At 73.0% G+C, this 19474-nt stretch carries 17 protein-coding genes and 1 riboswitch; of the genes, 7 read left to right on the top strand and 10 right to left on the bottom strand.

Going from position 1 to position 19474, the window contains the following annotated elements; genetic code table 11:
- Positions 1–9: 9 nt before the first annotated feature.
- Positions 10–735, bottom strand: coding sequence for a ribonuclease HI (gene rnhA, locus WDW90_RS08210; protein WP_336486896.1), 726 nt, complete (start codon positions 733–735; stop codon positions 10–12).
- Between the two features lie 329 nt (positions 736–1064).
- Between rnhA and WDW90_RS08205 the strand changes: the two genes are divergently transcribed.
- Positions 1065–2141 carry a DUF2336 domain-containing protein gene (locus tag WDW90_RS08205; RefSeq protein ID WP_336486895.1) on the top strand — a complete coding sequence of 359 codons (1077 nt, stop codon included), beginning with the start codon at positions 1065–1067 and terminating at the stop codon, positions 2139–2141.
- Here WDW90_RS08205 and WDW90_RS08200 read toward each other — a convergent pair.
- Together WDW90_RS08200 and WDW90_RS08195 are read right to left on the bottom strand one after the other, a co-directional pair.
- A complete protein-coding gene (locus tag WDW90_RS08200) occupies positions 2098–3612 on the bottom strand; it encodes a PepSY domain-containing protein (protein ID WP_336486894.1) in 1515 nt (504 codons plus the stop codon). The genes WDW90_RS08205 and WDW90_RS08200 overlap by 44 nt on opposite strands.
- Positions 3613–3619: 7 nt before the next feature.
- Entirely contained in the window at positions 3620–5815 is a 2196-nt protein-coding gene (locus WDW90_RS08195; protein WP_336486893.1) for a TonB-dependent receptor, read from the bottom strand.
- A 115-nt stretch (positions 5816–5930) separates the two neighbouring features.
- Positions 5931–6127, bottom strand: a riboswitch (cobalamin riboswitch).
- 176 nt (positions 6128–6303) lie between these two features.
- Here WDW90_RS08195 and WDW90_RS08190 point away from each other — a divergent pair.
- Complete coding sequence (locus WDW90_RS08190) at positions 6304–6513, top strand: hypothetical protein (protein WP_336486892.1); 210 nt, start codon at positions 6304–6306, stop codon at positions 6511–6513.
- Between the two features lie 92 nt (positions 6514–6605).
- Here WDW90_RS08190 and WDW90_RS08185 read toward each other — a convergent pair whose 3' ends face one another.
- Positions 6606–7526, bottom strand: a complete 921-nt coding sequence (locus WDW90_RS08185) for a bestrophin family protein (protein ID WP_336486891.1) — start codon at positions 7524–7526, stop codon at positions 6606–6608.
- Positions 7527–7822: 296 nt separating this feature from the next.
- Here WDW90_RS08185 and WDW90_RS08180 point away from each other — a divergent pair, with 296 nt between their 5' ends.
- Together WDW90_RS08180 and WDW90_RS08175 are read left to right on the top strand one after the other, a co-directional pair.
- On the top strand, positions 7823–8500 hold the full coding sequence (locus WDW90_RS08180; RefSeq protein ID WP_336486890.1) for a DUF2147 domain-containing protein: 678 nt from the start codon (positions 7823–7825) through the stop codon (positions 8498–8500).
- A 156-nt stretch (positions 8501–8656) separates the two neighbouring features.
- A complete protein-coding gene (locus WDW90_RS08175) occupies positions 8657–9097 on the top strand; it encodes a GFA family protein (protein WP_336486889.1) in 441 nt (146 codons plus the stop codon).
- Positions 9098–9318: 221 nt separating this feature from the next.
- Here the strand turns inward: WDW90_RS08175 and WDW90_RS08170 are convergent, their stop codons facing one another.
- The 3 genes from WDW90_RS08170 to WDW90_RS08160 all read right to left on the bottom strand — a co-directional run bounded on the left by WDW90_RS08170 (position 9319) and on the right by WDW90_RS08160 (position 13063).
- Complete coding sequence (locus WDW90_RS08170) at positions 9319–10788, bottom strand: lipopolysaccharide biosynthesis protein (protein WP_336486888.1); 1470 nt, start codon at positions 10786–10788, stop codon at positions 9319–9321.
- Positions 10789–11214: 426 nt separating this feature from the next.
- Positions 11215–12468 (bottom strand): serine hydrolase domain-containing protein, encoded by a 1254-nt coding sequence (locus WDW90_RS08165; protein ID WP_336486886.1) that lies wholly within the window; start codon positions 12466–12468, stop codon positions 11215–11217.
- 85 nt (positions 12469–12553) lie between these two features.
- Complete coding sequence (locus WDW90_RS08160; protein WP_336486884.1) at positions 12554–13063, bottom strand: DUF427 domain-containing protein; 510 nt, start codon at positions 13061–13063, stop codon at positions 12554–12556.
- A 109-nt stretch (positions 13064–13172) separates the two neighbouring features.
- Here WDW90_RS08160 and otsB point away from each other — a divergent pair, with 109 nt between their 5' ends.
- Positions 13173–13928 carry a trehalose-phosphatase gene (otsB, locus tag WDW90_RS08155; protein ID WP_336486882.1) on the top strand — a complete coding sequence of 252 codons (756 nt, stop codon included), beginning with the start codon at positions 13173–13175 and terminating at the stop codon, positions 13926–13928.
- An 82-nt stretch (positions 13929–14010) separates the two neighbouring features.
- Positions 14011–15024, top strand: coding sequence for a glucokinase (gene glk / locus WDW90_RS08150; protein ID WP_336486880.1), 1014 nt, complete (start codon positions 14011–14013; stop codon positions 15022–15024).
- 10 nt (positions 15025–15034) lie between these two features.
- On the opposite strand, the gene WDW90_RS08145 is transcribed toward glk, so the two are convergent.
- Positions 15035–16513 (bottom strand): MFS transporter, encoded by a 1479-nt coding sequence (locus WDW90_RS08145; protein ID WP_336486878.1) that lies wholly within the window; start codon positions 16511–16513, stop codon positions 15035–15037.
- Positions 16514–16628: 115 nt separating this feature from the next.
- On the opposite strand from WDW90_RS08145, the gene WDW90_RS08140 reads away from it, so the two are divergent.
- Positions 16629–16898, top strand: a complete 270-nt coding sequence (locus WDW90_RS08140) for a hypothetical protein (RefSeq protein ID WP_336486877.1) — start codon at positions 16629–16631, stop codon at positions 16896–16898.
- A gap of 45 nt (positions 16899–16943) precedes the next feature.
- Here WDW90_RS08140 and WDW90_RS08135 read toward each other — a convergent pair whose 3' ends face one another.
- Together WDW90_RS08135 and WDW90_RS08130 are read right to left on the bottom strand one after the other, a co-directional pair.
- Positions 16944–18053: an ABC transporter permease gene (locus tag WDW90_RS08135; RefSeq protein ID WP_336486963.1), complete on the bottom strand. Its 1110-nt coding sequence runs from the start codon at positions 18051–18053 to the stop codon at positions 16944–16946.
- 289 nt (positions 18054–18342) lie between these two features.
- Positions 18343–19266 (bottom strand): ABC transporter permease, encoded by a 924-nt coding sequence (locus WDW90_RS08130; protein WP_336486876.1) that lies wholly within the window; start codon positions 19264–19266, stop codon positions 18343–18345.
- Positions 19267–19474: the final 208 nt, after the last annotated feature.

The following is a 19474-nucleotide window of genomic DNA, read 5'->3' as shown; positions in this document are numbered from 1 at the left end:
GACCCAAGGTCAGGCCGCCGAGGCGGCGCTCACGCCGAGGCGGGCGCGCAGGCGCGCGGCCTCCTCGGGGCCGAGCGCCAGGACGAGCCGGAGCGCCTCCTCGGTGAAGGCCGAGGCCGTCACCCCGGCGCGCTTGGCCGCCCGCGAGACCTCGAGCCCGAGGGCGGCATCGATCGCCACGGGCGCCGTGCGGGGACCCGGCGCCGGCGCGGCGGGCGCGGCGGAAGGCGCGGGAGCCGCCGGCCTCGCCTCCACCGTCGCGGGCGCCGGCTTCGGCGGCATGCCGCGCGCCTCGCCGCGCACCTCGCCCCGCGCCTCGCGGCGTCCCTGCGCGGCGAGGCGGTCGGCCCGCTCGTTCAGCGGGTCGCCCGCATGGCCCCGCACCCAGGTCCAGCGCACGTCGCGGCGGGCGGCGAGTTCGTCGAGGCGCTTCATCAGGTCGACGTTCTTCACCGCGCCCGTGGTGGTGCGCCAGCCCTTGGCCTTCCAGCCGCGCATCCACTCCGTCACCGACCGGACGACGTACTGGCTGTCGCAGCGCATCTCGATCTGCGCGCCTTCGGGGAACTGCTCCAGTGCCCGGATCGCCGCGGTCAGCTCCATGCGGTTGTTGGTGGTGCCGGCCTCGCCGCCGCACAGCTCGACCGGCCCGTCCGGGCCCGAGATCACGACGCCCCAGCCGCCCGGTCCGGGATTGGGATCGCAGCCGCCATCGGCGTAGAGGATGGTTCGCATCTTTGGGTGACCTGCTTCGCATGGGGTGAGGGCCGGGAGCGCGACCCTAGCAGGTCTTGCCCGCGCAATCCTCTCCACATCCTGCCGTCCCGCCTCTCCGCTGCCTGTCCGGGCCGCCCGGGGCCGACCCGGCGCGGAAACGTCGCCTCGGTGCATTCCCGTACCGATCCGGCGCTCACGGTTCCGGCCGGCCGTCACGATTAACGGTCTGTTGTCGCTGTGCTTTTCCCTCGACCATTGTTGATCGCGAGTGGCGGATCAATTTGATGTTTTTCACCATTTTGAAAGCTTAGGGCTCAGATTATCGTTGCCGCCGCCGGATTTTTGAAATGATTGCGCTCAATACCATTGTGGCCGACGTCGAGGGTGCGATCGCGAGCGGGGACCCCGCCAAGCGCATGGGCATGCTGCGCCAGATGACCGGCCTGTTCACCGAGCAGGCGGCGCGGCTCAACGAGGCGCAGATCGGTGCCTTCGACGAAGTCATCATCCGGCTATCCCGCGACATCGAGACGAAGGCGCGCGCGGAGCTCTCCGCGACGCTCGCCGACATCCCGAACGCGCCGCGCCGCGTCGTCCGCGACCTCGCCTTCGACCCCTCGGTCGCGGTGGCCGGCCCGGTGCTCGAGCGCTCCGAGCGCCTCGAGGACGACGACCTCGTGCAGATCGCGAGCCGGGGCGACCAGTGCCACCTGCGCGCGATCTCGCGGCGCCGGGTGCTGGCGGAGGTCGTCACGGACGTCATCGTCACGCGCGGCGACGACCAGGTGGTGCGGGACGTCGCCGGCAACCGGGGCGCCCGCTTCTCGCAGGGCGGCTTCCAGATCCTGGCGACCAGGGCCCGCGACGACGCCGAGCTGAACCGGGTGCTCACCGCCCGCGTCGACGTGCCGGAGGCGCAGATGGCGCAGCTCGTCGCCATCGCGGCGACGCGGGCGCGGGCCTCGCTGGCGGGCGAGTTCGGCGAGAGCGCCGCCGGACAGGCGACGCTCGCGATCGCCACGGGCCTGACGAGGCCCCCGCCCGACCTGACCCCCGCCGAGGTCGCGGTGGCGCAGCGGGCGAGATCGGGCCTCGACGAGACGGCGGTGCAGACCTGGTTGACCACCGGCGAGGTCACCTGCGCGCTGGTGGCGCTCGCGCGGGTCGCCGGCGTGCCGACCGGCATGGCGGTCAACGCCTACGAGGCCGCGAGCGCCGATCCGCTCCTGTTCCTGGTGCGCTCGGTCCGGTTCGGGTGGAAGACCCTGAAGCTGTTCCTGACGAGCCGGACGGGACGCCCACCCTCCACCGAGGATCTGCAGAGCGCCTTCCAGGCCTTCCAGGACCTGTCGGTCGTCACCGCGCAGCGCGTGGTGCGCTTCACCGCGGCCCGCGAGAAGATCGAGCAGCCGGGCGCAGCCTGAGGCGCGGCGCGCGCCCTCTCCGGTGTGGGAGAGAGGATCCGGGCGGCCGCCGCCGCAGGCGCCGCCAGCCCAGCACCGTGCCGGTGAGCGCCACCACGAGTGCGAGGGCCGTGAGCGAACCGAGCGCGAGGTCCCAGGCGGGGCGGTGCCCGATCAGCAGCGGCAGGTCGAGCCGGTGAAGGGCCGCGAACAGCCACCGGTTGATCCGTCCGCTCCGGTCGAGGCGTTCGAGGACGTCCCCCGTCACGGCATCGACGTGAACCCAGGTCGCCGCCGGGTCGTCGAGGACGAGGCGCAGCACGGGCAGCGCCCTCGCCTCGTGGTGCGCGTACCAGTAGGCGTCGTACTCGGTGAGCCGCTCGGCGCGGACGAGCGCCGCGCCGGCCAGAAGGCCGGGCGCGGCCGCCGGGATCTCGCCCTCCGCGAGCGGCGGCGTCACGCTGCGCCGGCCCAGGGCATCGCTCGCGACGAGGTGCGCGCGGCCGCCGAGACGCACGAGGCGCAGGGCGACCGTGCCGGGCGGGCTCGCCGCCAGCAGCGCCGCGCGATCGGGCAGCGGGCGGTCGGCCGCCCCGGCGAGGCCCGCCCGCAGGCTCTCGGGCGGCGCGCTTCCCGAGAACCACCGGTTCGGGTTCATCGAGAGCCAGCCGCTCGCCACGAAGGTCAGGAGTCCGAGCCCCCCGACGAGGCCGAACAGGTGATGCCAGCGCGCCGGCCCGCGATAGGGCGTGACCGCGCCGGACGGGTAGCGCCACCGCGCCCGCAGGCGCCAGATGCCGAGGACGAGCCCGCTCGCGGCGCCCGCCATGCCGAGACCCGAGACCCACAGGACGGTCTCGCGCCAGAGATCGCCCCGGGCGCGCAGGGGCGTCGGGTAGAGCCAGTGCGGCACCGCGCCGAGCCAGTTCCAGGCGCGCTCCCGGCGCGTCGTCTCCAGCACCAGGGCGCCGGTGACGCTCGAGAGGTAGAGCTCGGTGCCGGCCGGGTCCGCCAGGGCGACGCGGCGCAGGGGCCGGTGCGGGTCGTAGCGCCCGTGCACTGTCCACTGGTCGCGCCCGAGCGTCGAGACGGAGGCCTCCGGGCCGGCCCCGAGGCGCCGAGCCAGCGCGAGCGCTCCCGCCTCGGTCAGCGGCGGCATCGCGGCGCCGGTGCGCGCCGAGAGGGTGCGGGGCGTCCCGTCCGCCGCGACGACGCGGTAGACCGGCTCGTCCCCCCGCATCTCGAGGGCGAGGGCGCGGGGCGTGCCGAGGCCGCCGCGGGCGAGCGCGGCGTCGGGCGCGACCGCCACGCCCTCGAAGGCGATGGGCGCGAGGCGCGCCAGGCGCTCCGCCTCGGTGAGACCGGGAAAGGGCACGTACATCATCACGAGGCCGAACAGGAGCCAGGCGACGAAGAACAGGCCGGTGCCGATGCCGAGCCAGCGATGGCCGAGGATCAGCCATCGCCGGGCCGGCTTGAGGAGGCGGCGCATCGCGGGCTCAGAAGGCGGTCGTGTAGGCGAGTTCGAACGAGCGCGGGCGCCCGAGGAGCCAGTTGGTCCCGACGCCGCCCACCGCGTTGCCGCTGATGGCGTAGACCTTGTCGAACAGATTGTAGACGCGAAGGCTCAGGCGCGAATCCGCCGTGACCGGGTGATCGAGCACGACGTTGACGAGGGTGTAGGCCGGCCGCCGGGCGGTGTTGCTGAAGTCTGTGTAGACCGGGCCGACGTTCTGCAGGCCGATGCGTGCGGTCCAGTCCCGGAGCGCGTCCCAGGTGAGCCAGAGATTCGCGACGCGCTCCGGCACGTCGATCGGCTGGTTGCCGGCGTAGGAGATCGCGGTCCCGTTCACGTTCTGGCTGAAGGAATCGTACTGGGCGTGCAGCAGGGCGAGGTTGCCGTCGAGCCGCCAGCCGGGAGCGACGCGCCAGCCGAGCGCCAGCTCGAAGCCCTGCGAGGATTGCCGGCCGACCTGCGTCGACAGAGTGGGTTGTCCCGGCACCGCCGAGATCAGGTTGTTCTTGACGATGCGGTAGCCGGCGATCGTCCACTCGAGCGCGCCGTCGAAGGCCAGTCCCTTGGCGCCGATCTCGACCTGGTCGCCCGTGGCGAGCCGGAAGCCGGCGAGCGATTGCGACAGCGTGATGAGGCTGTTCACGGGGTCGGTGGCGAAGCTGTACTGGGCATAGAGCGCGCTGTCCGGCGTCGGGTTGTAGACCAGCCCGAAGCGATAGCCGAGCGCCCTGTAGGTGCGCTCGAACTGCGCCCCCGAGCGCAGGTCCTCGCGCTGGAGCGTCGGCGCGTCGAAGCGCACGCCCGTGAGGAACGAAAGCCGGTCGGTGAGGATCAGCCGGTCCTCGGCGAAGACGGAGGCCTGGGTCGTGCGCGTCGCATAGGCCGGCGTGGCTCGGCCCTCCGGCGGGAACAGCCCGAGCGAGCCGCCGACGAGCGGCACGCTGTCGGACTTGTCGAAGAAGAAGTTGTTGGTGTGGCGGAAGTCGATGTGGTTCACGTCGAAGCCGGCCAGGAACTCGTTGCGGAATCCGAACAGGCTGCCCTTGAACGCCGCGTCGAAGCGGTTACCGACCTGTTCCTGGCTGTGGTAGATCTCCAGGTAGTCGCTCCGGTCGACGAGGCCCGTCCCGCGATTGAAGGCGTACTGCTCCACGTCGAGCCAGTGGCGTCGGCTGGTGAGACGATAGGCCGTGTTGCGGATGGTGACGTCGGCCGACGGCGTCCACTCCGTCTTCAACTGCGTCCAGTTGTCGGCCCAGGTGACCTTCGGATCCAGGATGTTGTAGTTCCTGAAGCGGACGAGATCGGTGATGCGTCCCTCGACCAGCGGCGTGCCCCAGTAGCGGGCGGGCTCCTGGTAGCCGAGATCGTGGGAGAGCGTGACGGCGAGGTCGGGGCTCGGCTGGAACAGGAGCGCGGCCGAGACCGCGAGATTGCGGAAATCGCCGACCGGGCGGATCCAGCCATCGGCGCGGTTGCCGCTGACGTTCAGCCGGTAGGCGAAGGTGTTGCCGAACTCGGCCTGGCCGATCGCGCCGCCGGAATCGAGGGCGAGGCGGGCCACCCCGTCGGTGCCGACGACCGCGCGGGCCTCGTTGACCGCCGTGAAGGTCGGCTTCTTCGGGACGACATTGATCACGCCGCCGATGGCGCCGTCGCCGTAGAGCACGGAGGCCGGCCCGCGCAGCACCTCGATGCGCTCCACGTTCCAGGTGTCGAACGGGAAGGTGACGGTGCCCGCACCCACGTAGAGGCGGGTGCCGTCGTAGAGTTGCTGGATCGAGTTCGGGCCGGCGAAGCCGCGCGACGTGAAGGCGCCGTTGCCGTTGCCCGGCGAGGCGATGCTGGTGATGCCGGTGGCGTCCTGCGTCACGGCGTCCGCGATCGTGTCCTGCCCGCGCAGGCGCGCGGTCTCGCCCGCGATGACGTCGACGCTCGCGGGCGTCTCCAGGGGGGTGAGCCCGAGGCGGCTCGCGCCGCGGTCGGGTGTGCGCAGGTTCAGGCCGGCCGGGGCGAGCCCCGAGCCCGCCACCGTCAGCGTGTCGAGGGTGACGCTCTCCTGGGCGCGGGCCTCCTCGAGGCAACCATAAGCAAGCAGGATCGAGAGGGTGCGGGCCGCGCGAGGCGGCGCGGCGGATCTGCGCGCCGGGGCGCGCGGGAGCTCGAAGGATTGTGTCATGGCGGAAGGCGGACGCGCTCGGCAAGTGGCACGTCACCGCGAACGAGGACGGCCTGCACGCGTGTTCGGCGCGCAACCCGGCACCCGCCAGGACACCCCGCCCGACGCGCTTCGCGTGTGACCACGGCTGACGGCAGGTCTCCTGGCTCGCGGGTCGCCGCCCTCCATCGTCTTCCCAGGTGCCGGGCACCCAGTGACGTGCTGATGGAGGGCTCGCCGCTCACAGTTGCGGGGGCAGCCGCGGATTCGGGATCGAACCCTCACCGCGTTCCCTTTTGATCCCCGAGGGGAACCGTCGAAACCGAGCTTGGCCGTCGCGGCGCCTCACGTCAACGGGCAGGCCTGCAACAGCGCACCGAAACGTGAGGCGGAGCCGGGCGGCACCCAGAACCGTCGGTTGACCCCTTCATTGGAGTTGTTCTAATTAAGAACTGCGACACGACCCCGGGCCAGCCCGCCCACCCCCCCCTCTACGGAGACCGATCGACATGGCCGCCACCGACAACGCCGCCTGCGCCAGCTGCCGCTTCTTCGACGAGCACACGCTCAACGGCGGCGCCCCTGCCGCCGACGAGGGCCTGTGCCGCTTCAACCCGCCGGTCACCCAGCCGGCCCCCGAATCGAAGGGCCTCTGGCCGGTCGTCGCCGCGCAGGATTGGTGCGGCCACTTCACCGCCGAGATGAGCGCCGCCGAGTAACCCGCGCGACGCCGGCGCGTACCGGGAAGGGCCGGCGCCCCCGCGCGTCGGCCCTTTCGCTCGTCCGGGATGACGCGAACCGCGCTGGCCGCTCAGCGCAGCACGGCATCCTGCGGCTCCAGCGGCGGCGGCACCGGCTCGCCCAGCGCGTCGAGGACGATGCCGTCGACCGCGCGCAGGAGCGCGTCGAGCGGCAGGTCGTTCGCATCGGTGCCGAACGGCTCCTCCAGTTCGTCCCCGAGCGCGTCGAGGCCGAAGAACGTGTAGGCGACGAGCGCCGCCGCGATCGGCGTCGCCCAGCCGAGCGTCGCCGCGAGGCCGAAAGGCAGGAGCAGGCAGTAGAGCCAGGCCGTCCGGTAGAGGAGGAGCGTGTAGGCGAAGGGCAGCGGCGTGCCCTGGATGCGCTCGCAGGCGGTGTGGACGCCCGACAGCGCCGCGATCCTGTGCTCCAGGACGCCGAACACCACCTCGCCGAGCAGGCCCCGCCGCATCGCCTCGGCGAGGTCGCGGGTGAGGGCGCCCAGCACCGCATCGGTGGGGCTCGGGCGCCGCGCGAGGGATGCGGCCTCGTCCGCCGGCAGCCAGGGCGCGGCGGCGGCGGCCTCGTCGAGCCCTCGCAGCCGCGCGTGCAGCCCGTGGGCGAAGCCCGCGACGCGCCGGAGGCAGCGCCGCCGCAGCTCCGCCTCGCCGGGGCCCGGCAGCACGGCCGGCAGGGCGCGGGCAAGACCACGCACCTCCGTGACGAGCCCACCCCAGGCCTTCCGGCCCTCCCACCAGCGGTCGTAGCAGCTGTTGTTGCGGAAGCTGAGGAAGATCGACAGGGCGAGCCCGATCAGCGTGAAGGGGCCGATGCCGGCCGAGGTCGGGAAGGGCTCCGGCCAGCGCCGCTCCGCCGCCACGACCGCGAAGGCCACCGCCGCGATCCCGAGCACCTTCGGCGCCACTTGGGGCAGGATCGAGCCCTGCAGGGTGAACAGGATGGCCAGGAAGTTCGGGCGGGAGCGGACGACCATGGTGTCTCGGGCGGAGCGGGCGGCGGGCCGCGGGCGCCGGTTATCGGCGCGGGCCCGGCCTGCGGCAAGCCGCCGGAGGCTTAGGCAAGCCGCCGGGGGCTTCTGCAAGCCGCCCGGGCCCCGCGTCCCGCGATCGTACCCCGGCGGCCGGGCCGGTGAATTCGGGCCCGGCCGCCGCGGCTCGGTCATGATCCGGTCACCTTCGCGGACGATGGCGGAATTTCGAGAGGAGGAGCGCGCCGGTCGGCCGCGTCCTCCGGCGCCGCGGGGCGGCGGGGTGCGATAGGAGTTTTCGTATGACGTTTCGACTGGTCGGCGCTGTCGGCGCACGCATGGCCGCGCCGCTCATCGCGCTCTCGGCGCTCTCGTCGCTCTCGGGCCTCGCTCAGGCCGCGGCTCCCGCCGATCCGAGCGGCACCTGGCTCACCGAGGACGGGCGCGCCCGCATCCGCATCGAGAAGTGCGGCCCGCAGGAGAAGAACGTCTGCGGCTACGCGGTCTGGCTGAAGGTCCCGCTCAACGACAAGGGTCAGCCGCGCGTCGACTTCAAGAACCCGGATCCGAAGAAGCAGACCCGCCCCTCCCTCGGCCACCAGCTCATCATGGGCCTGAAGCCGAACGCGGACGGCCGCTTCGAGGGCAAGATCTACAACGCCGAGGAGGGCAAGTTCTACGACGTCTCGATCTGGACCGAGCAGCCGACCGAACTCTCGGTGCGCGGCTGCATGCTGGCGATCCTGTGCGGCTCGCAGACCTGGAACCGCGTGACCGACGTGGCGCCCGGCCAGCTCACCGGTCCGACCAACGGCCCCGGCGGCCCCCGCGCCGATGCCGAGTGGGCACCGAAGCCCGCCACGACCGCGGGCGCGGCGCCCGGCACCACCGGCACCACCGGAACGGCCGCCAAGCCGGCGGCGAAGCCCGCCGCGAAGGCCCCGGCCGCCGCGCCGGCGGCGCCCCCGGCCGAGGAATAGGGCGCCCCCGTCGCCAAGCCCGGAGCCCTTGCCCGGAACCCTTGCCGCTCTTGGTCGGGCGCCGGGAACGGCTTAAGAGAAATCACCCGGCTCGTCCTCGGACAGGCCGGCGAGACCTTCGACCACGGGCCCCGCGCGGACGGATTCGGCGATACGATGCCCTACACCCGCAATGCGCCGCCGCCCTATCGCGGCGGCTGCCTCTGCGGGGCGGTGCGCTACTGCGCCACCGCCCCCACGCTCGGCGCCCGCATCTGCCATTGCACGACCTGTCGCGCCGCCACCGCGGCCCCGTTCCTGGCCCAGGCCCAGTTCGCCCGGCGCGACCTCTCCTGGCAGGGCACGACCGCGCGCTGGCGCAGCTCGGAGCGCCTCTACCGGCACTTCTGCCCGCGCTGCGGCACGCGCCTGTTCCTCGAGCCGCGCGACGCCCCGCGCATCGGCATCCCGCTCGCGACCCTCGACGATCCGGCCGCGATCCGGCCGGAGATGCATGTCTGGACCTGCGAGGCGCTGCCCTGGGCGCTCGGTCCCGACGACCTGCCGCGCTTCGCGCAAGCCTCTCCGCTGCCCTACCGCAGCCCCGCCGAGGGGTAGGCTCGGCGGGATCGGGCGCGGGCCGCTTCCCACGCCGGGCGGAGAGAAGGGATGCGCGGCTGCCCGATGCGCGAACCGCCAAGCCCGTTCTGGAAAGGTGATACCGTCGCCGGTTGATCCCTTGTTCGGCCTTGAGCGTCCTACCCACACCCAAGGGATCGAGCGGACGCCGTATGACGCGCCGGAACACGGCCCGAGCCCGCGCCGGAGGCGCCACGGGCTCACGCGGCCGAGCGGGTGGAGGGGGTGGCTCGCGAGGCGAACAGGGTCCAGAGGCTTCGCAGGGTCCCGGTGATATGGCCCGGCAACAGCACGAACTCGAGCAGCGCCGCGTAGAGGCCGAGGCCGAATCCGGTTCCGATCAGGGAGCGGGCCCAGCTCGGCCAGCCGAGGCCGTCCATCAGATGGAACGCCGCGAAGTAGCCCGCGACACACCCGATCCCCGCCAGCCCGATCCGCAGCGCGGACGCGATCTGCGCCCCCCAGGCGATCGGGCAGGCCCGCCGCAGCGTGAGGATCGCCAGCGGCACCATGCAGGCCGAGGCGGCCGACCAGCCGAGCCCGACGCCGACGAGGCCGAACTGCGCGCCGACGGTGATGCCGGCGGCCAGGATCCCGACCTGCATCGCCGCGAGCTGGAGATACAGGTCCGGCCGCCCCACCGCCGACAGCGCGTCCCCGGCGAGCGCCCAGAGCGGCATCGTGAAGGCCACGAGGCTCATCGCCTGCAGCACCAGGGAGGAGCCCTCCCACTTCGCCCCGAAGAAGATCGGGAGGATCTCGGCGCCCGTGCCGAGGGCGAGCAGGAGCGGCATCCAGATGGCGAGGACCGAGCGGGCCATCTCGTTGTAGGAGGCCGCGAGGGCCTCCGGGTCGGAGAGGCGGCTGAGGACCGGCATGATCAGCATGCGCATCGGCAGCAGCACCACCATGCGCGCCATCTCGATCAGCCGGGCCGCGAGCGCGTAGTACCCGACCGTCACGGGATCGAGGAACAGGCCGACCAGGAGGCTGTCGGCGGAGGTGCCGAGCGACGTGATGACGGTCGCGCCCATGAAATGGCTGCCGAACCGCGCGAAGTCGCGGGCCTGCCCGATGTCGAAGATCAGGCGCGGGCGCCAGCGATCGGCGCGCCACAGCACCCAGACCGAGACCGCCGCCTGCACGAGCTGCAGCGCGGCCAGCGACCAGATCCCGGCGCCGAGGAAGGCCAGAGCGACCCCGACGACGCCGCCGATGCTGCGTCCGAGGAAGGTGCGGCGCGCGAGCGCGGCGGTGTCGAGATTGCGGCGGAACAGGACGATCTGCACGCTGACCAGCGCCTGGAGCGGCGCCAGCAGGGCGATCCAGCGCAGGACCGGTTCCATCTCGGATGCGCCGTAGAGGCTGGCCACGGGCCCGGCGAGCACCTGGACGAGCACGAAGATGAGGCTGGCCAGCGCGAGATTCATCCAGAAGGCCGTTGAGACGTGCCGCTCGTCCAGCTCCTCGACGCGGATCAGCGCATCCGCCAGACCCTGATAGATGATCACGCTCATCAGGCCGACGAACGCCATGGCGAGCGCGAAGGTCCCGTAGGCCTGCGGTCCGATGATCCGCGCGATGACGAGGAAGATCGCGAAGGGGATCGCCTGGCCGCCGAGCACGTCGAGGACCATCCAGAAATGCGCCTTCCGTGCCTGGTTCTGCACGGCTCAGGCTCTCGCGCCAGCGCGTCCGCCCGGCCCGGACCCGCGCGAGGCTTGCGATGATGCCGAGGCGAGCACGAGAGCGGGCATGGGCGGGCATCTCCAGGGGCTCGAAGGATATGGCACCACCCGGACCCCGATGCTGATTCTTTTTTCGAGGTAGTCCTCAAGTTTGACTGATACAGACAATTACAATATTTCTAATCAGTCGCGCGCAATCACTGAACAGCAAATTCGCGAAGCTTCACAACTTCGGATTGCGCATCCCGGCCTCGGGCGATGGCCGAGCATCGCGCGCTGCGCCGGATTTCGGCGTCGGACGTCCGGTTCCGCCCGCCGAGTGTGCCGTCGGCGGGCGCCTTCCTCCGAGGCCCGCGCACGACCACCTCCGGCCCCTGGCGAGGACGAGGGCTGGACGGATCGATCCGATCAGCCGGACACGCCCTGGTCGACGACCGACGCGTAGGTGAGAACCCGCAACTCGCGCCGGATCGGCAGGGCCGAGGAGGGGACGAGCTGAGTCAGCAGCACCACCGCCATGTCCTCGGCGGGGTCGATCCAGAAGGCGGTGCTGGCCACGCCGCCCCAGGCCACCTCGCCCGGGCTCCCGAGGATCTGCGCGCGGGCCGGGTCAAGCATCACCGAGAAGCCGAGGCCGAAGCCGATGCCGGTGTAGGAGGATTCGGCGAAGCGCGGCGTCCCCATGCTGGCGAGGTCCCCCGGCAGGTGGTTCGTCAGCATGAGGTCGACCGTCTTGCGGCCGAGGAGCCGCACTCCGTCGAGCTCGCCCCGGTTCAGGACGAAGCGGCAGAAGCGCATGTAGTCGGCAGCCGTCGAGGTCAGGCCGCCGCCGCCCGAGGCGATGGCGGGCGGCTTGGCGAAGGGCGTGTCGACCGCGTCGTCGTAGAGCCTGAGGCTGCGGTCGCGGGACAGGGTGTAGTTGGCCGCGAGCCGCGGCAGCTTGTCGGGGTGGACCTGGAAGTCGGTGTCCGACATGCCGAGCGGCCCGATCACGCGCTCGCGCAGGACATCGGCGAAGTCGCGCCCCGAGACCACCGCCACGAGGTGGCCGAGCACGTCCGTGGCGACGCTGTAGTTCCACTGCGCGCCGGGCTGGGACAGGAGCGGGAGCTTGGCGACGCGGCCCACCACCTCGGCGAGGCTCGCGTCCGCGAGGTGGAAATCGACGCCGTTGCGCCGGTAGAGCTCGTCCACCAGCGTCGCCTCCATGAAGCCGTAGGTGAGGCCGGAGGTGTGGGTGAGAAGGTCCCGGATGGTGATGGGGCGGCGCGCCGGCTCGCTCTCGAACGTGATGCGGTTGCCGCCGGTCAGCACCCGCATCTCGGAGAATTCCGGCAGGAAGCGCGCGACCGGATCGTCGAGCTGGAAGCGCCCCTCCTCGTAGAGCATCATCGCGGCCACCGAGGTCAGCGGCTTCGTCATCGAGTAGATGCGCGTGATGGTGTCGGCGGCAAACGGCGTGCCGCGGGCGAGGTCGGCGAGGCCGTGGGCGCGGAAGAAGCCGGTCCTGCCCCGGCGCGAGACCATCACGGAGAGGCCCGCGAGCTTCTTGTCGGCGACGAGCGCCCGCATCCAGGCGTCGATGCGCTCCAGCCGCTCCGGGCACAGGCCCAGGCTGCGCGGGTCCACCACATCGATTCCGCCGTCGGTCCCGTTCCGCATCCGCCGCTCCTCTCGCTCTGCCGCCGTGCCCGTCAACCTGCCCGCGATGTAGCGGCGGCGGGCGCAGGAGCCAAACCGGGGCGCCTCACCAGCCCATCGTGCCCGGGCCGCCCTTGAAGGGACCGACGATGCCCGGGGTGATCCAGCCGCCGTAGAAGCCGCCTGGCTGCGGCTCGGCGCGGACCTCGCCCACGAGACAGGCGTCCATCGGGCCGGCATAGAAGGCGCGGTAGCCGGCGATGTCCCGGAAGGCCGGGTTCGGGTCCGGATAGGCCCAGGCGGCGCCGGGGGCGTCGCGGCCGCCGGCCCGGACGTCGAACAGCACGGCCTGCCCCTTCCACTCGCAGATCCCGGCCCGCCGCGGGAGCCCGAGGCATCCGGCCGCGACGTCGACCTCCGGAAAGTAGTAGGTCGGCGGATGGCTCGTCTCGAGCACGCGGTAGCCGCGCAGCGTGTCGGCGATCGTCTCCCCGCCGAGCACGACCCGCAGGCGCCCGGGCACTGGCTCCAGGCGCGGCGGGCGCGGATAGTCCCAGACGCTCTCCTCGCCGGGGCCGGGGGGCAAGGGGCAGGCGGGCAGGGGGACGGGGCGCATCGGGGATCACCTCCGGCAGGAAAGCTCCCGCCGAGATAGGGCGGGGCGGCCCGTTTGCCCCCGCCCCGGGGCATGCTAGCGCAGGACCGTCCCAGGAACGGAGCCCGCCGTGACAGGCCAGACCGACTTTGCCCTCTTCCTCGACTTCGACGGCACCCTGGTGGAGATCGCCCCGCGGCCCGACGCGGTTCGGGTCGAGCCGGCCCTGGTGCCGGCCCTGGAGCGCCTGCGCGACCGGCTCGGCGGGGCTCTCGCGATCGTGACCGGCCGGCCGGTCGCGGTGATCGACGACTTCCTGGCGCCCGCCCGCTTCGACGTGGCGGGCCTGCACGGGGTCGAGCGGCGCGTGGGAGAGGCGGTGACGGGCGGCCGCCCGGAGGACCATCCGGCGCTGCGCGCCCGGGTGCCGCGGCTGCAGGCGCTGGCGGCCGATCTCGACGGCGTGCTGATCGAGGACAAGGGCGCCTCGGTCGCGGTGCACTGGCGGCTCGCGAACCCGGACGACGCCGGCCGCGCGGAAACCGTGGCGAAGGATATCGCGGCCGAGCTCGCGGGCGCCTACCGGCTGCAGCTCGGCAAGGCGGTGGGCGAGATCGTGCCGGCCTCGGCCACCAAGGGCCACGCCATCCGGGCCTTCCTCGAGAACCCGCCCTATGCCGGGCGGCGCGCCGTCTTCCTCGGCGACGACCGCACCGACGAACTCGCCTTCGCCTCCGTCAACGAGGACGGGGGCGTGAGCGTCCGGGTCGGCCCCGGCGAGACCGTGGCGCCCAAGCGCCTCGCCGACCCGGCGGCGGTCCGCGCCCTTCTCTACGCCTGGGCCGAGGGCGCGCCGATGGAGGTCTCGGGCCTGCCCGAGGCCTGAGGGCTCTCAACAGAACCGGGGGACGGGGCTAAGCTCCGCGTTCCGAGGCCCAGGGCGGGGTGAAGCAGGGGGCGACGCGCGCATGTTCGAATTCCCGGTCCTCGTCGGCGATGTCGGCGGCACAAACGCCCGCTTCGCGCTGGTGGAGCAGAAGGGCGGCGCACCGCGGGTCCTGTCCCACGAGGCGACCGCCGGCCACCCGGACCCGTCGAGCGCGATCCGCGCGGCGCTGGCCAAGGGCGCGGCCGAGGGCGGCGGGTCGCCCCCGCGCTCGGCGATCCTGGCCATCGCGGGCCGCGTCGACGGGCCGGCGGTGCAGCTCACCAACGCCCACTGGGTGATCGCGGGCGAGCGGATCGGCCGGGATTTCGGCCTCTCCAGCGCCGTCGTCGTCAACGACTACGTGCCCGTGGCCGCGGGCGCGGCGGGCATCGCGCCGGACGACCTCACCCCGATCGGCCCGACGCGGGAGGAGGCCAAGGGCGCCCGCCTCGTGCTCGGACCCGGCACCGGCTTCGGCGCGGCGGCGCTCGTTCCCTACGCCGACCGCCTCGCCATCGTCTCGACGGAGGCCGGGCACACGGAGTTCGGGCCGACCGACGATTTCGAGGAGCGGATCTGGCACGCGGTCGAGCGCGTCGAGGGGCGCGTGACCGTCGAGGCCCTGCTCTCCGGCCCCGGCCTCGCCCGGCTGCACGCGGCGGTCCACCACGTCCGCTCGGGGACGCCGCGGAGCAAGCTCGACCCGGCCGCGATCACCCAGGCCGGGCTCTCGGCGCAGGACCCGCACGCGGCCGAGGCGCTCGCCCTGTTCGCGCGCCTCCTCGGCCGCGCCTGCGGCGACCTCGCGCTGACCTTCCTGGCCACCGGCGGCGTCTATATCGGCGGCGGCATCGCGCCGCGCATCGTGCGGGTGCTGCAGGCGGGCGGCTTCCGCGAGGCGTTCGAGCGCAAGGCGCCTTTCGCGCGGATGATGGCCGAGATCCCGACGAGCGTGATCACGGTCCACGACCCGGCGCTGACCGGCCTCGCCGCACTCGCGAGCGAGGGGGCGGCCTTCGTGTATCACGGTCAGGTCTGGCGGGAGGCGGACTGACCCCGCCCGATCACGCCGCGGCGAGCGGCTTCGACACGGCCTCCAGAGACTTGCCCTCCGCGGCGGTGCCGTAGATCCCGCCGACCACCGCCGCCACCGCCATGAGGGCCGCTCCGATCAGGTAGCCGACGAGGACGTTGCCGCGCACGCCCGTCTCGACGAGCGTCCCGAACAGGAGCGGCCCCGAGACGCCGCCGATGCCGGTGCCGATCGCGTAGAAGGCCGCGATCGCGAGCGCCCGGATCTCGAGCGGGAAGGTCTCGGCCACCGTCAGGTAGGCCGAGGAGGCGGCCGCGGAGGCGAAGAAGAACACCACCATCCATACCATCGTCTGGCCGACCGGCCCGAACGTTCCGATCTGGAAGAGATAGCCGGCGCCGGCGAGCAGCACCGCCGAGATCCCGTAGGTGAAGGCGATCATGGGCCGGCGCCCCACCGTGTCGAACAGGCGGCCGAGCACGAGGGGGCCGAGGAAGGAGCCGAGGGCGAAGGGCAGCAGGTACCAGCCGACATGGTCGCCCGGCACCCCGTAGAAGCGCTCCAGCACCAGCGCGTAGGTGAAGAACAGGGCGTTGTAGAAGAAGGCCTGGGCGATCATCAGCGCGAGCCCGACGAGCGTCTGGCGCCGGTTGGTGCCGAACATGGCGCCGAACACCTCGGAGAGCGGCGTGTGGCTGCGGGTCCTCAGCTTGAGGCGCTTCGATTCATCGGGCGGCGGCAGGGTCAGCCCCTCGTCGGTGAAGCGCTTCTCGATCCCCGTCACCACGCGGTCGGCCTCGGCCGCGTAGCCGTGGGTGACGAGCCAGCGCGGGCTCTCGGGAATCCAGGTCCGGAGCAGCAGGATGACGAGGCCGATGCCGCCGCCGACGAAGAAGGCGACGCGCCAGCCCCAGGCCGGGTCGATCAGGCCCGGGCGGAGCGCCACGATCGACAGGAACGAGCCGAGCGCCGCCCCGATCCAGAAGGAGCCGTTGATCACGAGGTCCGTCCAGCCGCGCACGCGGGCCGGCACGAGTTCCTGGATCGTCGAGTTGATCGCCGTGTACTCGCCGCCGATCCCCGCGCCGGTGAGGAAGCGGAACAGGCAGAAGCTCCAGATATTCCACGACAACCCGGTCGCGGCGGTGGCCGCGAGGTAGAGGGCGAGCGTGATGAAGAACAGCTTCTTGCGGCCGATCCGGTCGGTGAGCCAGCCGAAGCCGACCGCCCCCGTGACGGCGCCGACGAGGTAGGAGCTCGCGGCGAGGCCGACATCGAACTCCGAGAAGGACATCGGCGGCTGGCGGAGCGCCCCGACGAGGGAGCCCGCGAGCGTTACCTCGAGCCCGTCGAGCACCCAGGTGATGCCGAGCGCCACGATGACGAGGACGTGGAAGCGCCCCCACGGGAGCCGGTCGAGGCGGGCGGAGATGTCGGTGTCGATGACCGTGCCCACCGGCACGCGCTCGGGCGCCCTCGCGCCGGTGGCTCCTTCCGCTCTGCTCGACATCGACCGTTTACCCTCCCGCGCGACTTCTGTTGGCGGCCCTGTGCGAATCGTTTCCGTTCGCAGAGGCCTTCACGGCTGCCGGGTTCATCTAGGGCGCTCACACGGCCGCGCCCCCATGAAACCGTCCCCCCGCCTCTCCATCCTGACGATCGCCGCGCTCGCGGGGCTCGCCGCCCCGCCCAGCCGGGCAGCGGACGGGACTCTGCCGCGCGAACGCCCCCCGGTGGCGCTCACCGGCGCCGAGCGCTGGGCTCTACGCCCCGCGCAGGTCGGCCCCGCGGCGCCGGCCGCCCGGCCGGCCCCGGCCGGACACGAGGCCCGCGCGATCCCCGAGGAGCGCCGCAACGTCCGCATGGTCTACCCGGCATTCGTCGAGAGCCGGTGAGGGGGCTGCGCGAATCTCTCCTCCCCCTCGACGGCTCTGGGCCCCTCAGCCCTCTCCCCGCGGGTCGAGCGCGTCCGCGAGGCCATCTCCCAGAACGTTCAGCGCGACGAGCGTCGCGACCAGAAAGCTCGCCGGGCCGGCGAGCATCCAGGGCGCCGACTCGATCGCCCGGGCGCCCTCGGCGATGAGCACGCCCCAGCTCGTCTGCGGCTCCTGCACGCCGAGGCCGAGGAAGGACAGGAAGCTCTCCAGCAGGATCACCCGCGGCACGAGCAGCGTCGCCGCGACCGTGACCGGCCCCAGCGTGTTCGGGACGATGTGGCGGGCAAGCGTCGCCGGCGTCGAGAGGCCGAGCGCCTCGGCCGCCCGCACGAAGTCGCGCCGCCGCAGCGTCAGCGTCTGGGCGCGCACGATGCGGGCCATGTCGAGCCACTCGACCGCAGCGATGGCGAGCAGGATGAGGGCGAGGCTGGCGCGGAAGAATACCACCAGCACCATCACGAAGAACACGAAGGGCAGGGCGTAGAGGATGTCGACGAGCCGCATCATGACGGCGTCGACCCGGCCGCCGAGGAAGCCCGCCACGGCCCCGTAGGCGACGCCGACGAGGAGCGCCGCGAGGGTCGCGGTGAGCCCGATCAGCAGCGAGACCCGGCCCGCCACGAGGCTGCGGGTGAGGAGGTCGCGCCCGTGCACGTCGGTGCCGAGGGGGAAGCGGAGGCGGCGGATCGGCGCCTCGACCACGAGGCGGGTCCCGTCCTCCGCCCGCTCGACCACCCGGGCCTCCCCGAACAGGTCGGAGCGGGGCAGGTAGACGAGCGAGCGCGGATCGATCGGCCGGTCCGATTCGAGGGTGAGGCGCAGCCGCCCGTCGCCCTGCGCGAGCCCGGCGACGCGGGCCCGCATCCGGAAGGCGAGGCGGTCGAGGGCCGGGCGCAGCCGCTCGGGCCCGGGCTCGGCCGCGAGGCCCGGGGGCAGCTGGCGCAGGTCCGGATAGGCCCGCTCCGGCGCGTGCCCGGTGAGGAACGGCCCGAGCAGGCAGGCGAGGGCGATCAGCAGCAGCAGCCCGAGCGCGGCCATGGCGGCCCGATCGCGCGCGAGCCGGCGCAGGGCGAGGCGCCCCGGCGAGAGGCGCCGGGGGAGGGCGGCCGTCACCCGCACGGGGAGCGCCGACGGGAAGCGCGCGCGCCGGTACGGCACCCGCCGACCCGCCCCCTCTCCCGTGCGGGAGAGGGTTGGGGTGAGGGACCTGCCCGATCCGGACAAACCTGATCCCTCACCCGGTCCGCGTGAAGCGGACTCGACCTCTCCCGCGCGGGAGAGGTGGACGGCGCCCGATCCTGCGCCAGCGAGATCTTCGGCGGCGAGCTCTTCGCCAGCATCGACCTGTGAACCGCCAGGCCCGCACGGGAGAGGTGGACCCACTTCTTGCAGCGCCTCTCTCTCACGCCCCGAGCCTCAGGCGCGGGTCGAGCAGGGCCGAGAGGAGGTCCGCCAGGAGGTTGAACAGCAGCACCAGCACGGCCACCAGCACCACCGTGCCCATCACCAGCGTGTAGTCGCGGTTGAGCGCCCCGTCGACGAAGTAGCGGCCGATGCCCGGCAGGCCGAAGATGGTCTCGACCACGACGGAGCCGGTCAGCAGGGCGGCGGCGAGCGGGCCCAGGACCGCGACGACGGGCAGGAGCGCGGCCCGCAGGGCGTGGCGGGCGATCCGCCACGGCGGCACGCCCATGGCCCGCAGCGTCCGGATGTGCTGGGCCCGGAGCGTCTCGGCGAGCGCGGTGCGGGTGAGCCGCGCGATGGCGCCGACCTGCGGCAGCGCGAGGGTGATCACCGGCAGCACGAGATGGGACGGCGCGCCGCCCTCCCAGCCGCTCAGGGGCAGCCAGCGCAGGGTCAGCCCGAAGGCGATCTGCAGAAGCGGCGCCACCACGAAGCCCGGCAGCGACAGGCTCAAGGAGGCGGCGAGCCCGACGAGCCGGTCGGCGAGGCCGCCGCGCCAGTAGGCCGCGAGCGTGCCGAGGCCGAGGCCTAGGGTCAGCGCCAGCGCCAGCGCCAGGGCGCCGAGCGTCAGCGAGACCGGCAGGCCGCGGGCGAACAGGTCGGCGACGCTGAGGTCGCGGAACGAGAAGGAGGGGCCGAGATCGCCGGTCGCGAGCGCCGCGAGGTAGCGCCCGAATTGCACCGGCAGCGGCCGGTCGAGGCCGTAGACCCGGCGCAGGTTCTCCATCGCGGCAGGCGGCAGCGGCCGCTCCAGGTCGAACGGACCGCCGGGCGCGAGGCGCATCAGGAAGAAGCTCAGGGTGATGACGACGAAGAGGGTCGGCACGCCCTGGGCGAGGCGGCGGAGCGTGTAGGCGATCATGGGGAGGGACCGACGGGACGCGCCCACGCTCCCGAGAGGGCTTGGCGGCTCGCACGTGGACGTCGGCGCAGGGCTCGGGGCGCTTCCCGATCGGGCGCGGGTCCCCTCTCCCGTGCGGGAGAGGAACAGGGTGAGGGGTCAGGTCTTTCCGGAGAAGTCGCACCCCTCACCCGGTCCGCCGAAGCGGACTCGACCTCTCCCGGACGGG

It is taken from the genome of Methylobacterium nigriterrae, from assembly GCF_037106235.1.
Taxonomy (GTDB): Bacteria; Pseudomonadota; Alphaproteobacteria; order Rhizobiales; family Beijerinckiaceae; genus Methylobacterium; species Methylobacterium nigriterrae.
The sequence above is the reverse complement of the archived record's forward strand: the minus strand, read 5'-3'. Positions and strand labels throughout refer to the sequence as shown.

Coding starts and splice junctions, on each gene's coding strand:
- WDW90_RS08200 (WP_336486894.1), bottom strand. CDS start 3,612: ATGCGCCGCCTCCTCAAGCCGGCCCGGCGATGGCTGATCCTCGGCCAT.
- glk (WP_336486880.1), top strand. CDS start 14,011: ATGTTCGAATTCCCGGTCCTCGTCGGCGATGTCGGCGGCACAAACGCC.
- WDW90_RS08175 (WP_336486889.1), top strand. CDS start 8,657: ATGCCCTACACCCGCAATGCGCCGCCGCCCTATCGCGGCGGCTGCCTC.
- WDW90_RS08190 (WP_336486892.1), top strand. CDS start 6,304: ATGGCCGCCACCGACAACGCCGCCTGCGCCAGCTGCCGCTTCTTCGAC.
- WDW90_RS08180 (WP_336486890.1), top strand. CDS start 7,823: ATGACGTTTCGACTGGTCGGCGCTGTCGGCGCACGCATGGCCGCGCCG.
- WDW90_RS08140 (WP_336486877.1), top strand. CDS start 16,629: ATGAAACCGTCCCCCCGCCTCTCCATCCTGACGATCGCCGCGCTCGCG.
- WDW90_RS08145 (WP_336486878.1), bottom strand. CDS start 16,513: ATGTCGAGCAGAGCGGAAGGAGCCACCGGCGCGAGGGCGCCCGAGCGC.
- WDW90_RS08205 (WP_336486895.1), top strand. CDS start 1,065: ATGATTGCGCTCAATACCATTGTGGCCGACGTCGAGGGTGCGATCGCG.
- rnhA (WP_336486896.1), bottom strand. CDS start 735: ATGCGAACCATCCTCTACGCCGATGGCGGCTGCGATCCCAATCCCGGA.
- WDW90_RS08130 (WP_336486876.1), bottom strand. CDS start 19,266: ATGATCGCCTACACGCTCCGCCGCCTCGCCCAGGGCGTGCCGACCCTC.
- WDW90_RS08185 (WP_336486891.1), bottom strand. CDS start 7,526: ATGGTCGTCCGCTCCCGCCCGAACTTCCTGGCCATCCTGTTCACCCTG.
- WDW90_RS08165 (WP_336486886.1), bottom strand. CDS start 12,468: ATGCGGAACGGGACCGACGGCGGAATCGATGTGGTGGACCCGCGCAGC.
- WDW90_RS08195 (WP_336486893.1), bottom strand. CDS start 5,815: ATGACACAATCCTTCGAGCTCCCGCGCGCCCCGGCGCGCAGATCCGCC.
- WDW90_RS08160 (WP_336486884.1), bottom strand. CDS start 13,063: ATGCGCCCCGTCCCCCTGCCCGCCTGCCCCTTGCCCCCCGGCCCCGGC.